Raw genomic sequence first — 15,864 nt, forward strand, 5'->3', positions numbered from 1 at the left:
TACACCCGATCCGCCATCCGATCCGCTTTGGCACCCCGAACCCTCGATGGGAGAACACACATGGACGAGAACGCCCGCTACCAGGTCCTGCGCAACGACGAGGACCAGTACTCGCTGTGGCTGGCCGACCTGGAGGTCCCGGCCGGCTGGCAGGCCGTGGGCAAGGAGGGCACGCAGGAGGAGTGCTCCGCCTACGTGGACGAGGTCTGGACCGACATGCGTCCGCGCAGCCTGCGCGAGCGCATGGAGCGCGTCGAGTCCTGACGGTTTCGCCACCATCGGCCGCCGCCTCCGGCCCAGCGTCGGGGGCGGCGGCCGGACGGCGGGGCGTGTGGAGGCCGGGGCGGGGCGTCGCGCCGCGCCCCGGCCCCTCGCGTCACGCCACGAGGCGCCGTGACGGCAGTGGGCGCCTCCCTCTCATTTCGCTCCTCCGGCCCGGCGGCCGCCGGCCGCCGGGGCGGGCACCACCCAGGAAAGGACCCGACATGACTCCGACGCTGCGGACCGCGCGCCTGACCCTCGTCCCCTACCGGCCCGAGGACGAGGACGCCTTCGTCGGCCTGCTGCGCGACGAGGAGGTGTGCCGCTGGATGGGCCAGGAACGCGCTCCCGAGGCGGAACTCCGGGCCGTGTTCAAAGTGATCATGGACGAGATCTACCCCCAGAACCGGTTCGACCTCTGGGCCCTGTGGCTTGAGGGCGCGTACGTCGGCCACGCGGAGATCAAGAAGACCGGCAACGTCGACGGCTACGAGATCATCGCCGCCTTCGTCCGCGACAGTTGGGGCAAGGGACTCGGCTCGGAACTGGTCACAGAGCTGATCCGCTACGCCGCGCGGACGCTCCGGGTCGACCGGGTCTACGGCATGGTGGGCGCGGAGAACACGGCGAGCCTGGCGCTGTGCGCGCGACTGGGCTTCACGTTCGTCCGCGACGTGGTGGGCGACGACGGCTCGGTGACGAAGATGATGGTCGCACCGACCGGGGCCGCCCCGGGCACAGCCGTGGCCCCGGCCGACGAGACACCTGGGCGCGAACCGGCGTTGCCACCCGGCCCGCAGACCTGAGCGCGGCCGGCCCGGAGCCGGCCGCCGTAAGCCACGACGAGCCACCACGCCGTGGCGAGGGACGGTGGCGGCCCCGCGCCGGGGCGGGCGGGGCGCGCGTGCGCGGCGTACGGCTCGCGCACGCGCCCGTACGGGCCGGACGGTGGACCGCCACCACGAGGCGTCCGCCGGCGGGGCCGCGCCTCCGTGATGCGCTGGCCCCGTCCGGGCTGTCGGTCGACAGTCTCGCCCGAGACGACAAAGCCGTAGGCGAAAAGTACCGCCATCGCACCGACAAGTGACATGACGTCAGATTCGCAGCTACCTACGCTGGTTCCACCAGGCGCGCGCCACTGCCACGCCACGGACGCCCAAGCGACCCCAGGTATCTCGGGAGCCTCCAGTGAAAAGTGCACGAATCGCGCTCTGTGCCCTGCTCGTCACCGGGGCTGTCGGCCTCTCGCCAGCCACCGCTTCGTCGACCTCGACGAGCCGGAGCGCGTTCACCCTCTCCAGCGCCGCGTTCGCCGACGGCGGCGTCATCCCCAAGGTCCACGAGTGCACCAGCGGCGGCGGCAACGACCCCGGCAAGCGGAACGAGTCCCCTCCCCTGACCTGGTCGGGCGCGCCGACCGCCGCCAAGAGCTACGCGATCGTCATGCGCGACCTCGACAACGCCAACCTCGTTCACTGGGTCATCTACGACATCCCGGCCAACACGAGCGCGCTCCCCCAGAACGTCGACCACGCATACCAGCCCTCCGTCCCGGCGGGGGCCAGGCAGGTCTACTACCGTGGCAGCGCGAGCCTCTACGGCTACCAGGGACCGTGCTCGCCCTCGACGGTGAACACCTACGAGTTCGTCGTCCACGCGCTCAACCGGACGTCGCTGACCAACCTGAACTCCAACTCGTCGACCCGGACCGCCGCCAGGGAGATCGCCGCGGCGACGATCGGGTCAGCCAGGATCACCGGCGAGTCCTAGCGTCACCGCGCGCCGCCCGCTGGCCACAGCGCACCGCTCGCCGCGCGCCGCCACTCAGCGCCTCAGGTCGACCGCGAGCGAGTAGAGCCGGGCCGACTGGGCCTTGCGACCGTTGTTGTCGGCGACCAGGTACAGCGGGCGCGCGCCCTTGTGTTCGCCGTCCTTCCACTCGGGGCCGAGGGCCATGCCCTCCACGTTCTGCAGGATCGGATTGCTCTGCGGCTCGTCCGACGTCACCCCGCCGCTCGGGCACTTCTGGAGGTCGAGCAGCGGTTTCGACTGCTTGTGGAGCAGGGCGTCGGCCGTGCCCTCGTCCAACGCGTCGATGTCCGAGACGTCCACGGCGTCGGCCACGTCCACCACGTAGACGCGGATGCCGTTGCCCAGGCCGCGCAGGTAGCCGCGCTCGAGGGCCAGCAGCCGCGTGTCGTCCACGGCGATCAGGTCGCTGAGGTAGTGCCCCTCCTCCGTCTGGTAGGCGAACTGCTTGTCGGGCACGTAGTCGCCGCCCGGCCTGCCCCGGAGGCGCTGGATGCGGACCTGGTGCCGCCCGTGCACGTCCGCGTCGCGGATGAGCGGCCCCTCGGAGCCGGTGTAGAGGTACGTGCCGCTCTCCGTGACGGTCAGGGATTCGAGGCTGCGCGAGCGCGGCGCCTCGCCGCGCGGCGGCGGGTAGAACTCGTCGGGCAGCTCGAAGTCCCTGCCGATCTGCCGTCCGGTGGCCAGGTCGAACCGGCGCAGCGCGGGCCCCGCTCGGCGGTGGCCAGCACGGTCTTCCCGCTCTTCTCGATGACCAGGCCCTCGCCGTCGAACTCGGTGAACTTCCCCCCGTCCGCCCGGTAGAGCCCGAGCAACCCGGTGACCTCCGGCCGCAGCGCCCGTGGGGAGCCGAGCTTGAGCCGGAACAACTGCCCCGGCTCCTCGTCGCGCAGCGCGATGGCCCCGGTCTCCGCGCCCCCGGTGAGGGCCAGCGCCGACAGTCCCTCCACCTTGGTGCCCTGCCACTCGTCGTGCTCGTTCAGCGCGTCGGAGACGCTGAGGAGCGTGGCCTTGGCGCCCTTGCCGCAGGGGCCGGTCAGCACCGGCGCGGCCTTGGCCTCGGGCGCGCGGGCCGGCCGGCCGTCGTCGGCCAGTTCGTGACCGGTGAGGCCGCCGGCCGCCGCGACACCGGCCAGCACCGCCCCGGCCGTGGCGAGCCGCACCCTGTTCCAGTACGGAACGTGGGGCGGCACCGGCTCCACCGGGCTCAGCCGGTTGCGGATGAAGGGGAGCTTGCCGACGTCGTGGGAGTCCTGCTTGCCGGGCAGCGGCAGGTTCCGTTTGCCCAGCGACCGCCTGATCGCCGCGTAGACGTCGTCGAGGGAGAGGTGCCGCTGCTCGGCGCGGTCCGGCACGCCCTGCCGGATGACGTTGAGCAACTCCCCCGTGAAGGCCGTGTAGGGCTCCCCGCCCGGCGCCATCGCCAACGCGTTGCGCGGCGTCGCCGTCATGACGTACGAACCCTCGATGGCCACCAGGTCGTCCACCTCGTGGGAGGACAGGCCCTCCACCGCGTTGCCGCTGTAACAGCAGTCGAGGATCACGACGCGGCGCCCGATGGTCGCGCGGTGTTCCAGCAGGATGTCGCGGAGCGTGGCGTACCGCACCGCGGTCTCGCTGTAGTGCCGGTGGGTGGCCCGGTGGGTGAGGTGGAGTTCGCCGTTGCCGTGCAGGACGCCGTGGCCCGCGTAGTAGATCAGTAGCGTGTCGGTGGCCAGTTCGGCGGCCTCGCGGATGGGCAGGGTCACGCCCTCGACGGTCGCCGGGTCCGACACCACCTTCATCCGCTCCGGCGGGACGCCCCACACGTCGGGGTCGCGCAACTCCCGCGCCAGGGCCTCGACATTGCGCGCCACGGAGGGCAGTCGCGGCAGCTCCCGCTCGTTGTACGTGCTGACGCCGATGAGGACGCAGGCCGATCTCGCCGGGTCGATGCGTTCGGTGAGCCCCTCCCGCGCCGCCCGCGCGCCGGCGGCCACGATGGCGTCCGGTCCCCTCATGTCGGGTCCTCGCGCAGCAGCTCGTCCAGCGCCCGGCGAACGGCGTCCGGGTCGCTCACGTCGACGCCGGTGAGCGTGACGCGCCTGCCGTCCCGCTCGACGGTGAGGGAGGACTCGCCGCGGGTGGCGTGCGCGGCGCGCCAGGTGGCGATGGCCACGGCGAGCGCGCCGAGCTGCACCGACGAGTCGAAGACGAACTGGATGACGTCGAAGGCCCCGCCCATCTCGCCGGGTCGCGGCGCCGAACCGAGCCGCCCCAGGTGAACGCCGTCGGCCCGCAGCCGCGAGGCGGCGTCACCGAGCCACTGGTACAGCGAGTGAGGGTCGTTGTCGTTGCTCGGGTTGTGCACCCGAAGCTGGATGTCCATGCCTTGCCCCCGTGATGTGAGCCCATCCGATGCTCGCACTCCGCACCTACCCACCGGGCCGACCCAACGAGCCCGTGGCACGGTCGACGGGCGGTGCCGTACAAGTATGCGACGAGGCCGGCTGGCGAGCGCAACTCGCGTTTCCGGAGCCGTGTTTGAGGGAGCGGCGGCGCGGGCGAGGCGAACCCTCCGCCCTGCTGACGTACGCCGAGCGGGAGGCCGAGGCGTAGGGCGGTCCGGCCTCGCGTCCGGCGCCCCGGAGAGGCCAACGGCCCCTCGGGCGTGCCGAGAAGCCGTTGCCGCGCTCGCTGACCGGACCTCGCCTACCGGACCCGCGCCCACCACATCGCGAGACCGATGACGGCGGTACCGCACGCGTACGACGCGCCGCGCAGGAAGTTGGTGGCGACGAGTCGACCGTAACGCCGCCATCGAACCGCTGGACGCTGCCTCATAGACTGCACGTGGAGCCCCTTTCGTGAACACACGAACCGACGGTGGTTCCGCGCGAGGGGGCCTCACAGCCGCAGGTTGGTCGCCGGATGGCTGCACTCGGGCTCCCTCGCGCTCTGTCGAGCTTACGAGATTGCGCGCTTGTGAATTCACCCGGGGTGCCCTGTCTCTCGGCCTCGAACTCCCCGTAGGCCTAAGGTCGGTGGAAGCGCGGCCGCCCGTGGCGGGGAACGCCCAGGTCACGCCGTGCGCGCCGGGGGCGCGCCACTGCCTGCTCGCGCATCGGCCGTCGACACGCGCGGCACCACTGGTCGCCCACTCGTTCAACGCCTCGCGTCACGCGAGCGGTTGCCGCCCCGTGGGTGGCGTGCACCGGGTGCGGTGGTGCTAGGGACACCCGGAGCCTGGGGCCGCGCACCCGTGTGCCGCGCGGTCTCGTACGGGAGCGTGTTGCCCGTGCCCAGACGGCACACGGGACACCCACCGGGGTCGCGATCGACGCGGGCCGGGCCAAGCCAGGGAGAACACGATGAACCGTCAGCGCGTCCGCGTCACCGCCGCCCTTCTCACCGCCGCCGCGCTCGTGGGTGTGACCGCCCCGACGGCCGCCGCCGACGACAACGCCCACGGTGCGCGACACGGTACCCATGGCGGCACGGCACCCACCGTGCGGGAGCGGCTCGACCTGCTTGTCGATGCGGACGGGGTGCCGGGGGCCCTGGCGTACGAGGGGCGCCGTACCGTCAGGGCCGGGACGGCCGAACTCGGCAGCGGGAAGCCGATGGTTGGGGCCGAGGGGCGGTTCCGCATGGGGAGCAACACCAAGGCGTTCACCGCCGCCGCCGTGATGCGCCTGGTGGTCGACGGCAGGCTGCGCGTGGACGACCGCGCCGGACGCTACGTGCCGCAGCTCGCCGACAGCCCGATCACCATCCGGCAACTCCTCAAGCAGCGCAGCGGCCTCGCCGACTACGCGGGGTTGGTCGACTGGGAGAAGCCCCTGAGCGACGAGGGATATCTCGGCCTGGTGCTCAAGGAGGACCTCCAGTTCGAGGCCGGTACGGAGTGGGGTTACTCCAACAGCAACTACCTCGTGCTCGGCATGGTGATCACCCGGGCCTCCGGCACCGACTACCGCACGTACATCGAGCGCACCATCCTCAAGCCGCTGCGCCTTGAGTCCACGTACTGGCCCGGCCCTGGCGAACTCACCCCGCGCGGCCCGCACGCCCGCAACTACGGCGTCCACCCGCTCCACCCCGAGCAGGGCCTGACGGACGTGACGGAGCTGCCGGCGTACGAGTTCTTCGGCGCGTCCGGTGGTCTGGTGACGACACCGAAGGACCTGAACGCCTTCTGGGACGGCCTGTTCGGCGGCAAGCTGCTGCCGCGCTGGGCGCTGCGGCAGATGACGCACGACACGACCGAGGTCGGCGGTCGCGACGTGTATCCGGAGGGCAGCCGGTACGGGTACGGCGTGGCGAGCATCCCGCTCTCCTGCGGCGGGGCGTACTGGGGCCACGGCGGCGACCTGCCCGGCGTCTCGGTGGGCGGCGGTCGCGCCACCGACGGCCGGGGCACCGTCACCGTCTACACCACCACCGTGGCGGCCCAGGGCTCCAGGCTCGCCCACCTCCAGGGCGCGGTGGACGCCGCCCTGTGCGACGGACGCTGACCCGGCCTGGCCCTCGGTGGAGTCGGCGCCCCGGCACTCCTCGACCGCGCCGGCCCCGGCGGCCCGGGCCCGGCCGACAACCGCTCCCGGCGGGTTCCGCACCCGGGGCGCGAGGCGCCACAATGCCCGTGTCCGCGAGGACGCCCGGGGCCACGACGCACCACTAGAACGCACCGCCACGGCACACCGCCACGACCGTGCCCAGGACCGGAGGTAGCGCGCATGACCAGCCAGTTCGACGGCCTGGCCGATGACTACGCGCGCATGGCCCCCGAGCATCCGGTGCGCGCGTACGTCGAACGGCACACCCTGTTGGCAACGCTCGGCGACGTACACGGCACCAGGGCCCTCGACCTGGGCTGCGGCGCGGGGATGTACACCCGGTTGCTGCGCGAGCGCGGGGCCGTGGACGTCACCGGCACCGACGTGTCCGAGGGCATGCTGGAGATCGCCCGCCGCAGGGAGCGCGCGGACGGGCTCGGCGTGCGCTACCTCCGACGGGACGCCACCAGGGCGGACGACCCGGTCGACAGCGCGCTCGACGGCGCCTTCGAGCTGGTCGTCAGCGTGTACGCGCTGCCGTACGCGGCCACGGAGGAGGAACTGACCACCATGTGCCGCACGGCACGCCGGGCGCTCGGCCCCTCGGGTGGCCGCCTCGTCGCCGTCACGCTGGAGCCGGAGATCTCCACGGAGCCCGGGTACTACGACGCGTACGGGTTCGAGGTCGCCGCGCTCGCAGACGCCGACGGCGCGGCGGCCGACGGGGCGCCGATCCGGGTGACGCTCCGGTGGGCGGACACCGTCATCCCGCTCGACGTGCGGCGGTGGTCGGCGCGGACCATCGAACGGGCGCTGCGTCGCGCCGGGTTCGACACGGTTGAACGGGTCCGGCCGCGCGTCTCCGACGAGGGGCGACAGCGGTTCGGCGACTCCTACTGGCGCGACTACCTCAACCGCCCGCACCTGCTGATCCTCGACTGCGCGGCGGGCCCGACCGCACACCGCACCACCGACCCCGGCCTGGGCGCCCCCGCTCCGTGACGCGGCCGGGTGCCGCCCGTACGTCGGCCCGGCCCACACGGGCTTCGCGACGAGTGTGACGGACTCCGGCCGGGAGCCCGTCCGGTGCGCCGCTACCACGTGCGCGCGTGTACGCGGGCGTGTGTGCGGGCGTGCGAGTACGCCCGCGTGCCTGTGTGCTGGGCGGCCTTCGGCACCGCTGCGGTTGGCACGCTGGTGGGGTAAGGTCGCCCCGAGCGTGACCTCTGCGGCACCCCGGGACGCGCGGTCCTTGGGAATGCCGGTCTCGCCGCCTCGGTGACCCGGACAGCGGTCGCCGATGTCACCTGTCTCGGCCAGGAATTCCGGTCGGCACCCGAACCGAACCGGTCCCGTCCGTAGCCCTCCGACCGGCCTCGCATCGGTCCGATCCCAGCCTGGCCGCCCCGGACCGTCTGGCCGTCTGGCCGTCTGACAGCAACCGGATTTCGCCGCCGGCGAGTTGGCTCGTTGGTCATTGGCACCCATCGTCGCGCTGGTGGCCCTTGGGCCGGACACACCGACAGGGCCCCGTCGAGCGCACCCGTCAACACGCGCACACCCACCACGAAAGGAAGCACCCGGCATGAACGTGCCCACCCGTCTCACCGACGGCTCCGAGCGTCAGACGCTCGACTACGTACTCGACCACACACGGGCCGAACTGATCGACACGGTCCGCGACCTCTCCGAAGCGGAGGTGCGCCAGCGCCGCGTCTCGTCCCTGACGACGCCGATCGGACTGATCAAGCACGCCGCGTTCGCGGAGCGGAAGTGGTTCCAGCACATCCTGGGCGGCTTGCCGGAAGCCGCGTGCGACGGATCGATGGTGGGCGAGGAGAGCTTCGTGGCCAGCGACGGTGAGACCCTCGCCGACGTGATCGCCGAGTTCGAGCGGGCCAGCGACCGCGCGCGAACCATCGCCGCGGACATCGACCTGGACGCCACCCGACACCACCCGTCCTGCGGCACCGTGACCCTGCGCTGGATCTACCTGCTCATGATCCAGGAGTTCGCCCGCCACGCCGGCCACAACGACATCCTGCGGGAACAGACCCTCGACAGCCGCGACGCCGCTGACCGCCAACCCCGTTAGCCGCCGGGCCCGGTCCGAGCCGTCACGACCGTCCCGCCCCATCGCACCGAGCCGGCCACCGGGCGCGATCGATGGCCCCGGTGGCGTTCGCCCGGTGGGTTCGGAGTGCCGGGCTGAGCTGATCGTCCACCCGGGCGAAGGGCCCTGCCGCCTCATCCCTTTCACGATGCCCGCCGGATGGTCGGCCGCGTGCGTCAGGGGGTACGCGGCGCCACCGCGCGGCTCACGCCGTGGGGTCGGCGAACGCGGGCCGCGTGCCGTACTTCGCGACCGCCTCGGGGTCGAGGGTCACGCCGAGGCCGGGGCCGGCGGGGATGTCGAGGTAGCCGTCGGCGTCGAGTCGCCAGCCCCCGGCGACGAGTTCGTCCACGTAGGCCGAACCGGTCTTGTACTCGACGAGGTCGGTGGACGCGAGCGCGGCGGAGAGGTGCAGGTCGGCGGCGAGGCCGATGGCGGTGTTCCAGCCGTGCGGGATCAGTCGGATACCCAGGTCCTGGGCCTGCCAGCCGATCCGGCGTGACTCGCTCAGGCCGCCCCCCTTCGTGGTGTCGGGCTGGACGATGTCGAAGGCGCGCCGCTGGAGGTAGGGGGCGAAGCTCTGCCTGCGGGTGAGGACCTCGCCGCCGCTGATCGGGACGGGCGAACCGGCCCGCAGCTCGGCGAAGCCGTCGAGGTCGTCCGGCGCGAGGGCTTCCTCGAACCAGGCGACGTCGTGGTCGGCGAGCATGCGCGCGGTGCGCTTCGCCCATGCCAGGCCGCCGGGGAAGAAGGCCTCGGAGCCGCCGGCGTCGACCGCGAGGAGCCGGTCGCCGATCGCGGCGCGGGCGGCGGCGACGGTGCGCTCGTCGGTGACGGCGTCCACCCGGCCGAACTTCCACCAGCCGATCTTGAAGGCGGTGAACCCCTGCTCGACGAGTGCGACCAGGGTGTCCGTCATCGGCCCGGCCTCGTCCATGAGCACCGAGGCGTAGGGGCGCACCCGGGTGCGGTGGCGCCCGCCGAGCAGTCGGCCGACCGGCTGGCCGAGCGCCTGGCCGGCGATGTCCCACAGCGCGATGTCGACGGCGCTCGTCGCGTGCGTGAGCGAGCCGCCCCGGCCCATCCAGAACGTGGTCTGGTGCAGCGTCTCGGTGATGCGCTCGACCTCGATCGGGTCCTGGCCGACGAGGTGCGGGAGCAACAGGTCGATGGCGCCCCGGACGAGGTCCTCGGTGGTGAAGGCGCTCCCGACGCCCGTGAGGCCCGCGTCGGTGTGGACGGCGACGAGCGTGTGCACGACGTCGTCCGGGCGCAGTTCGTTGGACCAACCGCCCTCGGGGGTCGCCCCGCGCAGGCCGCATGTCTCGACCCTGGTGATTCTCATGAGTGCCTCTCGTGGTGGGTGCGTGCCGCTCCGAACGCCGACGACGCGGCGGCCGTGTTCGGGACCGTACCCGACCCATGCGGCGATGGTCGACAATCGACCATCAGGTTGTCGACAAAATACGACCCTGTTACGCTCCGGCCATGTCCGGTCTCTCCGCGCTGCCCGCGCTCTCCTCCGCCTCCCTCGCCTCACGCCGCGAAACCGTCGCCGACGTGCTGCGCGAGGCCATCACCGTGGGCCAGCTCACCGCGGGCCAGAAGCTCACCGAGGCCGGGGTCGCCGCGCAGCTGGGCACCAGCAGGGCGCCGGTTCGCGAGGCGCTGCGCCAGTTGGAGCAGGAGGGGTTGGTGATCTCCTACCCGTACCGGGGCACGGAGGTGCTGGGCGTCTCCCAGGAGGAGATCGAGAACGTTCTCGTCCCGGTCCGCGTCTCCCTGGAGAAGTTCGCCTTCCGCAAGGCGATGCCCCTGCTGACCGACGCGGACTACGCCCACCTCGACTCGCTCGTCCGCAACATGGCGGCGGCGGCCGACGCGGCGGACGCCGCGACGCTCGCCGACGAGGACATCCGCTTCCACGAGGCGGTCGTGACGCTGTCCGGGCAGCAGCACTGTCTACAGATCTGGCGGTCGATCCAGCCACGCGTGCGCTCCTACTTCCGGCGCGACGCGAGCCGCTACGCGGACGCGACCGTGGTCGCCGAGCAACACCGCGAACTCGTCGACGCCCTGCGCGCCGGCGACGAGCGGGCACTGGACCGCGCCGTCACCGCGCACATCACCACCCACCTCGGAGCCACCAAGGACCCCGCTGAATGACCAGGACCATCCTGATCACCGGCGGCGGCAGCGGCATCGGTCGCGCCACCGCCCTGGACGCGGCCCGCCGGGGCTGGGCCGTCGGCGTTCTCGACCGGGACGGCGAGCGCGCCGCGCGGGCGGCGGCCGAGGCCCGGCGCGTCGGCGCCCCCGGGGCCTGGTCAGCCGCGACGGACGTCACCGACGAGCGGAGCCTCGCCGACGCGTTCGACGCGGCGGGCACCGCGTTGGGCCCGGTGGACGGGGTGATCGCGAGCGCCGGCGTCGAGATCAACGAGCCCCTGTCCCGCATGTCCCTGGACACCTGGCGCCGCGTGCTCGACGTGAACCTCACCGGCACCTTCCTGACCGTACGCACGGCCGCGCGGGCCCTGCGGGAGGCCGGGCGGCCGGGCTCGCTGGTGTGTATGTCGTCCCCCGCCGCCTTCGTCGGCTTCGCGGGCGGCTCGAACAGCGCGTACGCGGCGTCCAAGGGCGGGGTCTCCGCGTTCGTACGGGCCGCCGCCATCGACCTCGCCCCGCACGGCATCCGCGTCAACGCCGTCGTGCCCGGCGCCACCGACACGCCCATGCTCTACTTCGGCCTCGACGGCGCCGAGTTGGCAGCCGAACGCGCGCGCCTGAGCGAGGCCGCGGCGCGCCAGATCCCGCTCGGCCGGATGGCCGACCCCGCCGAGGTCGCCCGCGCCGCCACCTGGCTGCTCTCCGACGACGCCTCGTACGTCACGGGCAGCCACCTGGTGTGCGACGGCGGCCTCATGGCCAAGAGCGCCAACGACTTCTGACGGTCGGAGGTCGGCTCGCTCGCGGGGTAAGCGGGCGGGCGGCCGCGACGTACGCCGGGCCGAGGGCGTCGCGGTGCGCGTGGCCCGTCCGGTGGTGGCCACGGACGACGAGTCGGGGTGATGTCCGTGGCCACCGGCGTTCCTTCGAGTCGCGCCACTGTCGGCCAGCCTCATCGGCGAATTCACCCGTTTGGATGATCTGCCCGTTCGACATGGGGTCGGCGTCGTCCGGCAGTCGGGCTTTCATACGGCAAAAGTTCCAGGGACGTTCTGCAAATCGGTCATTCGCGATCTCTCCTGGGCTATTGCGCGCACCAAGACGATCGCTTCCTGTCATCCGGTCAACCGCGCGTCACGGCTCCCCGCGAGGCACCACGTTGACATCGGGCGCCATGCCGGAACGGGCGAGTTCGCTTGCAGGAAGGGAGGCCGGGACCTGCGGTTTCGGTGGCGCCCCCGGGGCCTGTGCCGAGCGCTATGGTCACCAACCGTTCGACTCACGGACCGATCGGAATCCCCCGGTCCACGGCCTTCTCCACCCACGACCGCCCCATGCCCACGCGCATCCGTTCCCACCCGATGCCGTTTTCGCCCGTTCCGCTCCCACCTGCTTCCGCCCCTCCCACCCCGGCGACCACCTGACGACCTCGCGACAACGAAGGAGCCCCGGCGTGTCCCCGCCCACCCCGCCGACCCCGGCGGCCCGTTGTGCCCACTGCGGCGCGGAGTTCACCCAGCACACCGGCCCCGGGCGCCCCTCCTCGTACTGCGGCACCACCTGTCAGCGACGGAGCCAGCGGCGCCGGGCGAAGCAGCGCGCCCTGCTGCGTGACCTGGACGCGCCGCCCGGCGTGACGGAGCGGCTCCGGTTGCTCGTGGCGGAGCTCGCCGACTCGCCGGAGGCGGACGCCGGGTCGGAACGCCTGGTGTCGATCGCGGGCAGGCTCGTCATCGAGGCGGCCCGATTAACCGCCGCGCGCGACAGCGTGCCGGGCAGGCCGGCGGCGGAGTCCGGGGGCCTGGCCGTCGAGGAGGCTGTCGAGAACCTGGGCAGGGTGCTCACCACGCTGCACCGCGCCGCCGGCGAGCCGACGGCGGGCACACTGGCGGACGCCACCGGCCTCCCAGCCCACGCCATACGGGCCGCGCTGGCGGGGAGTTGGGCACCGGCCTGGGAGGCGACCGCTTCGCTGGCTCGCGCCCTGAACGCCCATCCGGGGCTCGTCCGGCCGGCCTGGGAGCGGGTGCACTACCACTTCCTCAACACCCGGGACGCCTTCCCCGCCGCCGGGCTGCCGGCCCGCCGCACGCGTCCCACCCCGTGGACCAGGCCGTGACCGCACGGCAGACCCGCGCGGCACGGGACCCGCTGGACTTCCTCGCCTTTCGGGAACTGGTCTCGCGCGCCTACCTGCGCTACGCACAGGCCCGCCTGGAGGCGCCAGCCCTGGCCCAGGCGGCGGTCGACGCGGCGTTCGCCGACATTCGCCGCTGTTGGCCCCAGGCCCTGAGCAGCGCCTCCGCCCCGCGGGCGGCGTGGCGCCACCTGCGACACGCGGTCGCCCGCCGCCTGGGCCACGAGGCCGCTCCCCGGCCATGGCTCGCGGGGCCGTGCGGGGACGTGGCCCTGCTCCACCGGCACGCGGGCATGTCGCTGGAGGACATAGCCAGCGTGATGGGGGTCAGCGTCGCCTGCGTCCGGATGCTCCTTGCCCGAGCCGACCGGGAATCCGCCGGGCGCGTCCGCTGAGCGCCGGGCGCACGAAATCGCCCCGCACCGCGCCGGTTTCCTCCCGCACCTCCCCTCGCTCCCCCGCGATCTCCGGCGCCCCCTCAACTTGGCTTGTACCATGGCCACTTGCTGTGCGGAGACACTGCCGACTGGCTTTCGGAGGACGTATGCGCGACGGGGCGAAACCCGATTTCCGCACCATCGACACGGCCACCCCCAGCGTGGCCCGGATGTACGACTGGTTGCTCGGTGGCATCGACCACTACGAGGCCGACCGGGTGGCCTGCGCGGACCTGTTGGAGATCGTTCCCGACTCGCGGGCGCTGGCGCTCAACAACCGGGACTTCCTCCGGCGCGTGGTGGGGTACCTCGCCGAGGAGCACGGCATACGGCAGTTCATCGACCACGGGTCCGGGCTGCCCACCATGGACAACGTCCACGAGGTCGCCCAGCGCGTCGACCCGGGCTGCCGGGTCGTCTACATCGACAGCGACCCCATCGTGCTCGCGCACGGCAGGTCCAAGCTCGACCGCAACGACCGGACGGCCGTCCTGAGCGCCGACATGCGGGACGTCGAGTCCACCTTCGCCCACCCCGACGTCAAGCGGTTGATCCGACCCGACGAGCCGACGGCGGCGCTGTTCGTGTCGGTGCTGCACTGCGTCAAGGACCACGAGGTGCTGCCGCTGCTCGACCAGGTCAAGCAGCGGCTGGTGCCGGGTTCCCTCTTCGTCATCTGCCAGTTGGTGAGCGACCGCGCCGACGTCCGTGACCGGGTCACCGACCTGATGCGGGAGGCCACCCACGACACCTGGGGCCGGGTACGCACCAGGGAGGACGTCGTCTCCTACTTCGAGCACCTGGGGTTGGACGTCGTGGAGCCCGGCCTGATGAACGTCACCGGGTGGCGCGCGGTGTCCGACGTCGTACCCCGTCAGCGCACACAGGACTGGGAGGAGTGGGGCGGCGTCGGCATCGTGCGCTGACCCTCCGCCCGCGTGGGCCCTGACCCGCCGAGGAGCGGCGGGCTACGGCGTGGTCTCGCCGCTCCCGCCCCGCAGGCGTGCGTACTTCTCGACGTAGTCGTCCAGCAGCTTCTGGCTCTGTCGACGGGTGAGCGCTCCGCCTCGCGCGTGCAGCAGCCGCTCCCGCGTCCGCTCCACGTGCGCCTGCGAGGTGAGGTACACGGCCTTGACGATGGTCTCGAAGTACACCAGTTCCCTGGGGCCGCCGTCGTCGTACACCAGGTGCGTGACCGGCTGGCGGGGCGCCAGCAGGCTGCCACCGACGAACGGGTGGACCCGGAGGATGACCCGGGGCCCGCCGGCCACCTCGCGCAGGCGCTCCATCTGCTCGTGCATGATCGCGTAGTCGCCGACGACCTGGCACAGCGCCGCCTCCCCGATGATGACCTCGAGGTCGCCCTCGGCGCGCTGCTCGAACGCCTCCCAGCGCCACCGGCGTTGCCGAACGTGCCAGTTGACGGTCACCTCGTCGTGGGCGGCCTTCTCCGCCTCAAGCTCGCTACGGACCAGGACCCGCGCGTACGCGGGGGTTTGGAGCAGGCCGGGGACGACGTTGCGCTCGAAGGTCGTGATGGAGCGGGCGTTCTCCTCCACCAGGATGAGCCGCTCCAGCCACGTCGGGGTGAGGTCGCTGATCGTGGCCCGGCCGTGCGCCTCGTGGATGTCCCGGAACAACCCCGCGAGGTGCTCCTGCTCCCGGGAGGAAGCGCGATAGTGCCGCAGCAAGTCCCGCAGGTCCCGCTCCTTGACCGGTGAGTGACCCCGCTCCAACCTGCTGAGCTTGGTCACGGACGCGCTGATCTCCTGGGCGGCCGCGACCTCCTCCAGCGTCATCCCCCGCTCCTGCCGTAGCTGCCGCAGCGCGGCGCCGAGCAGCCGGTCAGGGCCCCCGGCCGCGGCAGGCTGTCGCAACGGGGTGACGGGAGCTACGGGCAGCGGATCACGAGGTGATTCGGCGGACACGGAGGCTCCTCACAAGGGCCTGAATTGGTGTCATGAGCAGGGGATGAGCCAGTATTACAGCATCCCGCCCGAACGTCCGCCGAACTACCCTTCCAGCTAGTTGACTTCAGCCACAGAGGCCGTCAAACTCCCCCTCCTTCGCGCCGGCCAGGAAGGCCCGGATCTCAGCGGCGGTGAAAACCAGCGCCGGCCCACTGGCGTCGCGCGAATTGCGCATCGCCACGCCACCGTCGGGGAGCCCGGCAACTTCGACGCAGTTGCCCACGCCCTCGCTGGCGCTGCTCTTGACCCAGTCGACGCCCGCGATCTCGTCCGCGCCCACGCCGTTGCGGAATTCCATGCCCGACCCCTCTCACATGACCGGATCTCGCATGCGCGGATCCGGGCCCTTTGCATATGACCTCCTACTGCTTTCCCGTACGCAAGGAGTCCATAACCCGAATGCAAAAGCGGGACCCGGCGCGTCGGCACA

17 protein-coding genes are annotated in these 15,864 nt (G+C 72.4%); 11 read left to right on the forward strand and 6 right to left on the reverse strand.

Annotated features, from left to right (window positions below):
• Positions 1-60 precede the first annotated feature (60 nt).
• The 3 genes from OYE22_RS01745 (at position 61) to OYE22_RS01755 (ending at position 2,031) form a co-directional block, all read left to right on the forward strand.
• Complete coding sequence (locus OYE22_RS01745) at positions 61-264, forward strand: MbtH family NRPS accessory protein (protein ID WP_277318726.1); 204 nt, start codon at positions 61-63, stop codon at positions 262-264.
• 221 nt (positions 265-485) lie between these two features.
• Positions 486-1,067: a GNAT family N-acetyltransferase gene (locus OYE22_RS01750; RefSeq protein WP_277318727.1), complete on the forward strand. Its 582-nt coding sequence runs from the start codon at positions 486-488 to the stop codon at positions 1,065-1,067.
• Positions 1,068-1,449: 382 nt separating this feature from the next.
• On the forward strand, positions 1,450-2,031 hold the full coding sequence (locus OYE22_RS01755; protein WP_277318728.1) for a YbhB/YbcL family Raf kinase inhibitor-like protein: 582 nt from the start codon (positions 1,450-1,452) through the stop codon (positions 2,029-2,031).
• Positions 2,032-2,085: 54 nt separating this feature from the next.
• Here OYE22_RS01755 and OYE22_RS01760 read toward each other — a convergent pair whose 3' ends face one another.
• The 3 genes from OYE22_RS01760 to OYE22_RS01770 are packed head-to-tail and all read right to left on the reverse strand — an operon-like array spanning position 2,086 to position 4,438.
• Positions 2,086-2,772, reverse strand: a complete 687-nt coding sequence (locus tag OYE22_RS01760) for an esterase-like activity of phytase family protein (protein ID WP_277323942.1) — start codon at positions 2,770-2,772, stop codon at positions 2,086-2,088.
• Entirely contained in the window at positions 2,655-4,070 is a 1,416-nt protein-coding gene (locus OYE22_RS01765) for a caspase family protein (protein WP_277318729.1), read from the reverse strand. Before OYE22_RS01765 ends, OYE22_RS01760 begins: the two co-directional genes overlap by 118 nt.
• The gene (locus OYE22_RS01770; protein WP_277318730.1) at positions 4,067-4,438 is read right to left on the reverse strand and encodes a hypothetical protein; all 372 of its coding nucleotides are present in this window, start codon (positions 4,436-4,438) and stop codon (positions 4,067-4,069) included. The genes OYE22_RS01765 and OYE22_RS01770 overlap by 4 nt, the downstream gene beginning before the upstream one ends.
• A gap of 982 nt (positions 4,439-5,420) precedes the next feature.
• Here OYE22_RS01770 and OYE22_RS01775 point away from each other — a divergent pair.
• From OYE22_RS01775 to OYE22_RS01785, 3 genes are all read left to right on the forward strand, one after another.
• A complete protein-coding gene (locus tag OYE22_RS01775; RefSeq protein ID WP_277318731.1) occupies positions 5,421-6,566 on the forward strand; it encodes a serine hydrolase domain-containing protein in 1,146 nt (381 codons plus the stop codon).
• Positions 6,567-6,788: 222 nt separating this feature from the next.
• Complete coding sequence (locus OYE22_RS01780) at positions 6,789-7,610, forward strand: class I SAM-dependent methyltransferase (RefSeq protein WP_277318732.1); 822 nt, start codon at positions 6,789-6,791, stop codon at positions 7,608-7,610.
• Positions 7,611-8,193: 583 nt separating this feature from the next.
• Positions 8,194-8,703: a DinB family protein gene (locus tag OYE22_RS01785; protein ID WP_277318733.1), complete on the forward strand. Its 510-nt coding sequence runs from the start codon at positions 8,194-8,196 to the stop codon at positions 8,701-8,703.
• Between the two features lie 223 nt (positions 8,704-8,926).
• Here OYE22_RS01785 and OYE22_RS01790 read toward each other — a convergent pair whose 3' ends face one another.
• Complete coding sequence (locus tag OYE22_RS01790; RefSeq protein WP_277318734.1) at positions 8,927-10,066, reverse strand: mandelate racemase/muconate lactonizing enzyme family protein; 1,140 nt, start codon at positions 10,064-10,066, stop codon at positions 8,927-8,929.
• A 143-nt stretch (positions 10,067-10,209) separates the two neighbouring features.
• Here OYE22_RS01790 and OYE22_RS01795 point away from each other — a divergent pair, with 143 nt between their 5' ends.
• The 5 genes from OYE22_RS01795 to OYE22_RS01815 all read left to right on the forward strand — a co-directional run bounded on the left by OYE22_RS01795 (position 10,210) and on the right by OYE22_RS01815 (position 14,390).
• Positions 10,210-10,887 carry a GntR family transcriptional regulator gene (locus OYE22_RS01795; RefSeq protein ID WP_277318735.1) on the forward strand — a complete coding sequence of 226 codons (678 nt, stop codon included), beginning with the start codon at positions 10,210-10,212 and terminating at the stop codon, positions 10,885-10,887.
• Positions 10,884-11,672 carry an SDR family NAD(P)-dependent oxidoreductase gene (locus tag OYE22_RS01800; RefSeq protein ID WP_277318736.1) on the forward strand — a complete coding sequence of 263 codons (789 nt, stop codon included), beginning with the start codon at positions 10,884-10,886 and terminating at the stop codon, positions 11,670-11,672. Before OYE22_RS01795 ends, OYE22_RS01800 begins: the two co-directional genes overlap by 4 nt.
• Before the next feature lie 671 nt (positions 11,673-12,343).
• The gene (locus OYE22_RS01805; protein WP_277318737.1) at positions 12,344-13,009 is read left to right on the forward strand and encodes a hypothetical protein; all 666 of its coding nucleotides are present in this window, start codon (positions 12,344-12,346) and stop codon (positions 13,007-13,009) included.
• Positions 13,006-13,422 carry a hypothetical protein gene (locus tag OYE22_RS01810; RefSeq protein ID WP_277318738.1) on the forward strand — a complete coding sequence of 139 codons (417 nt, stop codon included), beginning with the start codon at positions 13,006-13,008 and terminating at the stop codon, positions 13,420-13,422. The genes OYE22_RS01805 and OYE22_RS01810 overlap by 4 nt, the downstream gene beginning before the upstream one ends.
• Positions 13,423-13,571: 149 nt before the next feature.
• Positions 13,572-14,390, forward strand: coding sequence for an SAM-dependent methyltransferase (locus OYE22_RS01815; protein WP_277318739.1), 819 nt, complete (start codon positions 13,572-13,574; stop codon positions 14,388-14,390).
• A gap of 42 nt (positions 14,391-14,432) precedes the next feature.
• Here OYE22_RS01815 and OYE22_RS01820 read toward each other — a convergent pair whose 3' ends face one another.
• Together OYE22_RS01820 and OYE22_RS01825 are read right to left on the reverse strand one after the other, a co-directional pair.
• On the reverse strand, positions 14,433-15,392 hold the full coding sequence (locus OYE22_RS01820) for a helix-turn-helix transcriptional regulator (protein ID WP_277318740.1): 960 nt from the start codon (positions 15,390-15,392) through the stop codon (positions 14,433-14,435).
• A 106-nt stretch (positions 15,393-15,498) separates the two neighbouring features.
• Positions 15,499-15,732 (reverse strand): DUF397 domain-containing protein, encoded by a 234-nt coding sequence (locus tag OYE22_RS01825; RefSeq protein WP_277318741.1) that lies wholly within the window; start codon positions 15,730-15,732, stop codon positions 15,499-15,501.
• Positions 15,733-15,864: the final 132 nt, after the last annotated feature.

This window comes from Streptomyces sp. 71268 (genome assembly GCF_029392895.1).
GTDB lineage: Bacteria > Actinomycetota > Actinomycetes > Streptomycetales > Streptomycetaceae > Streptomyces.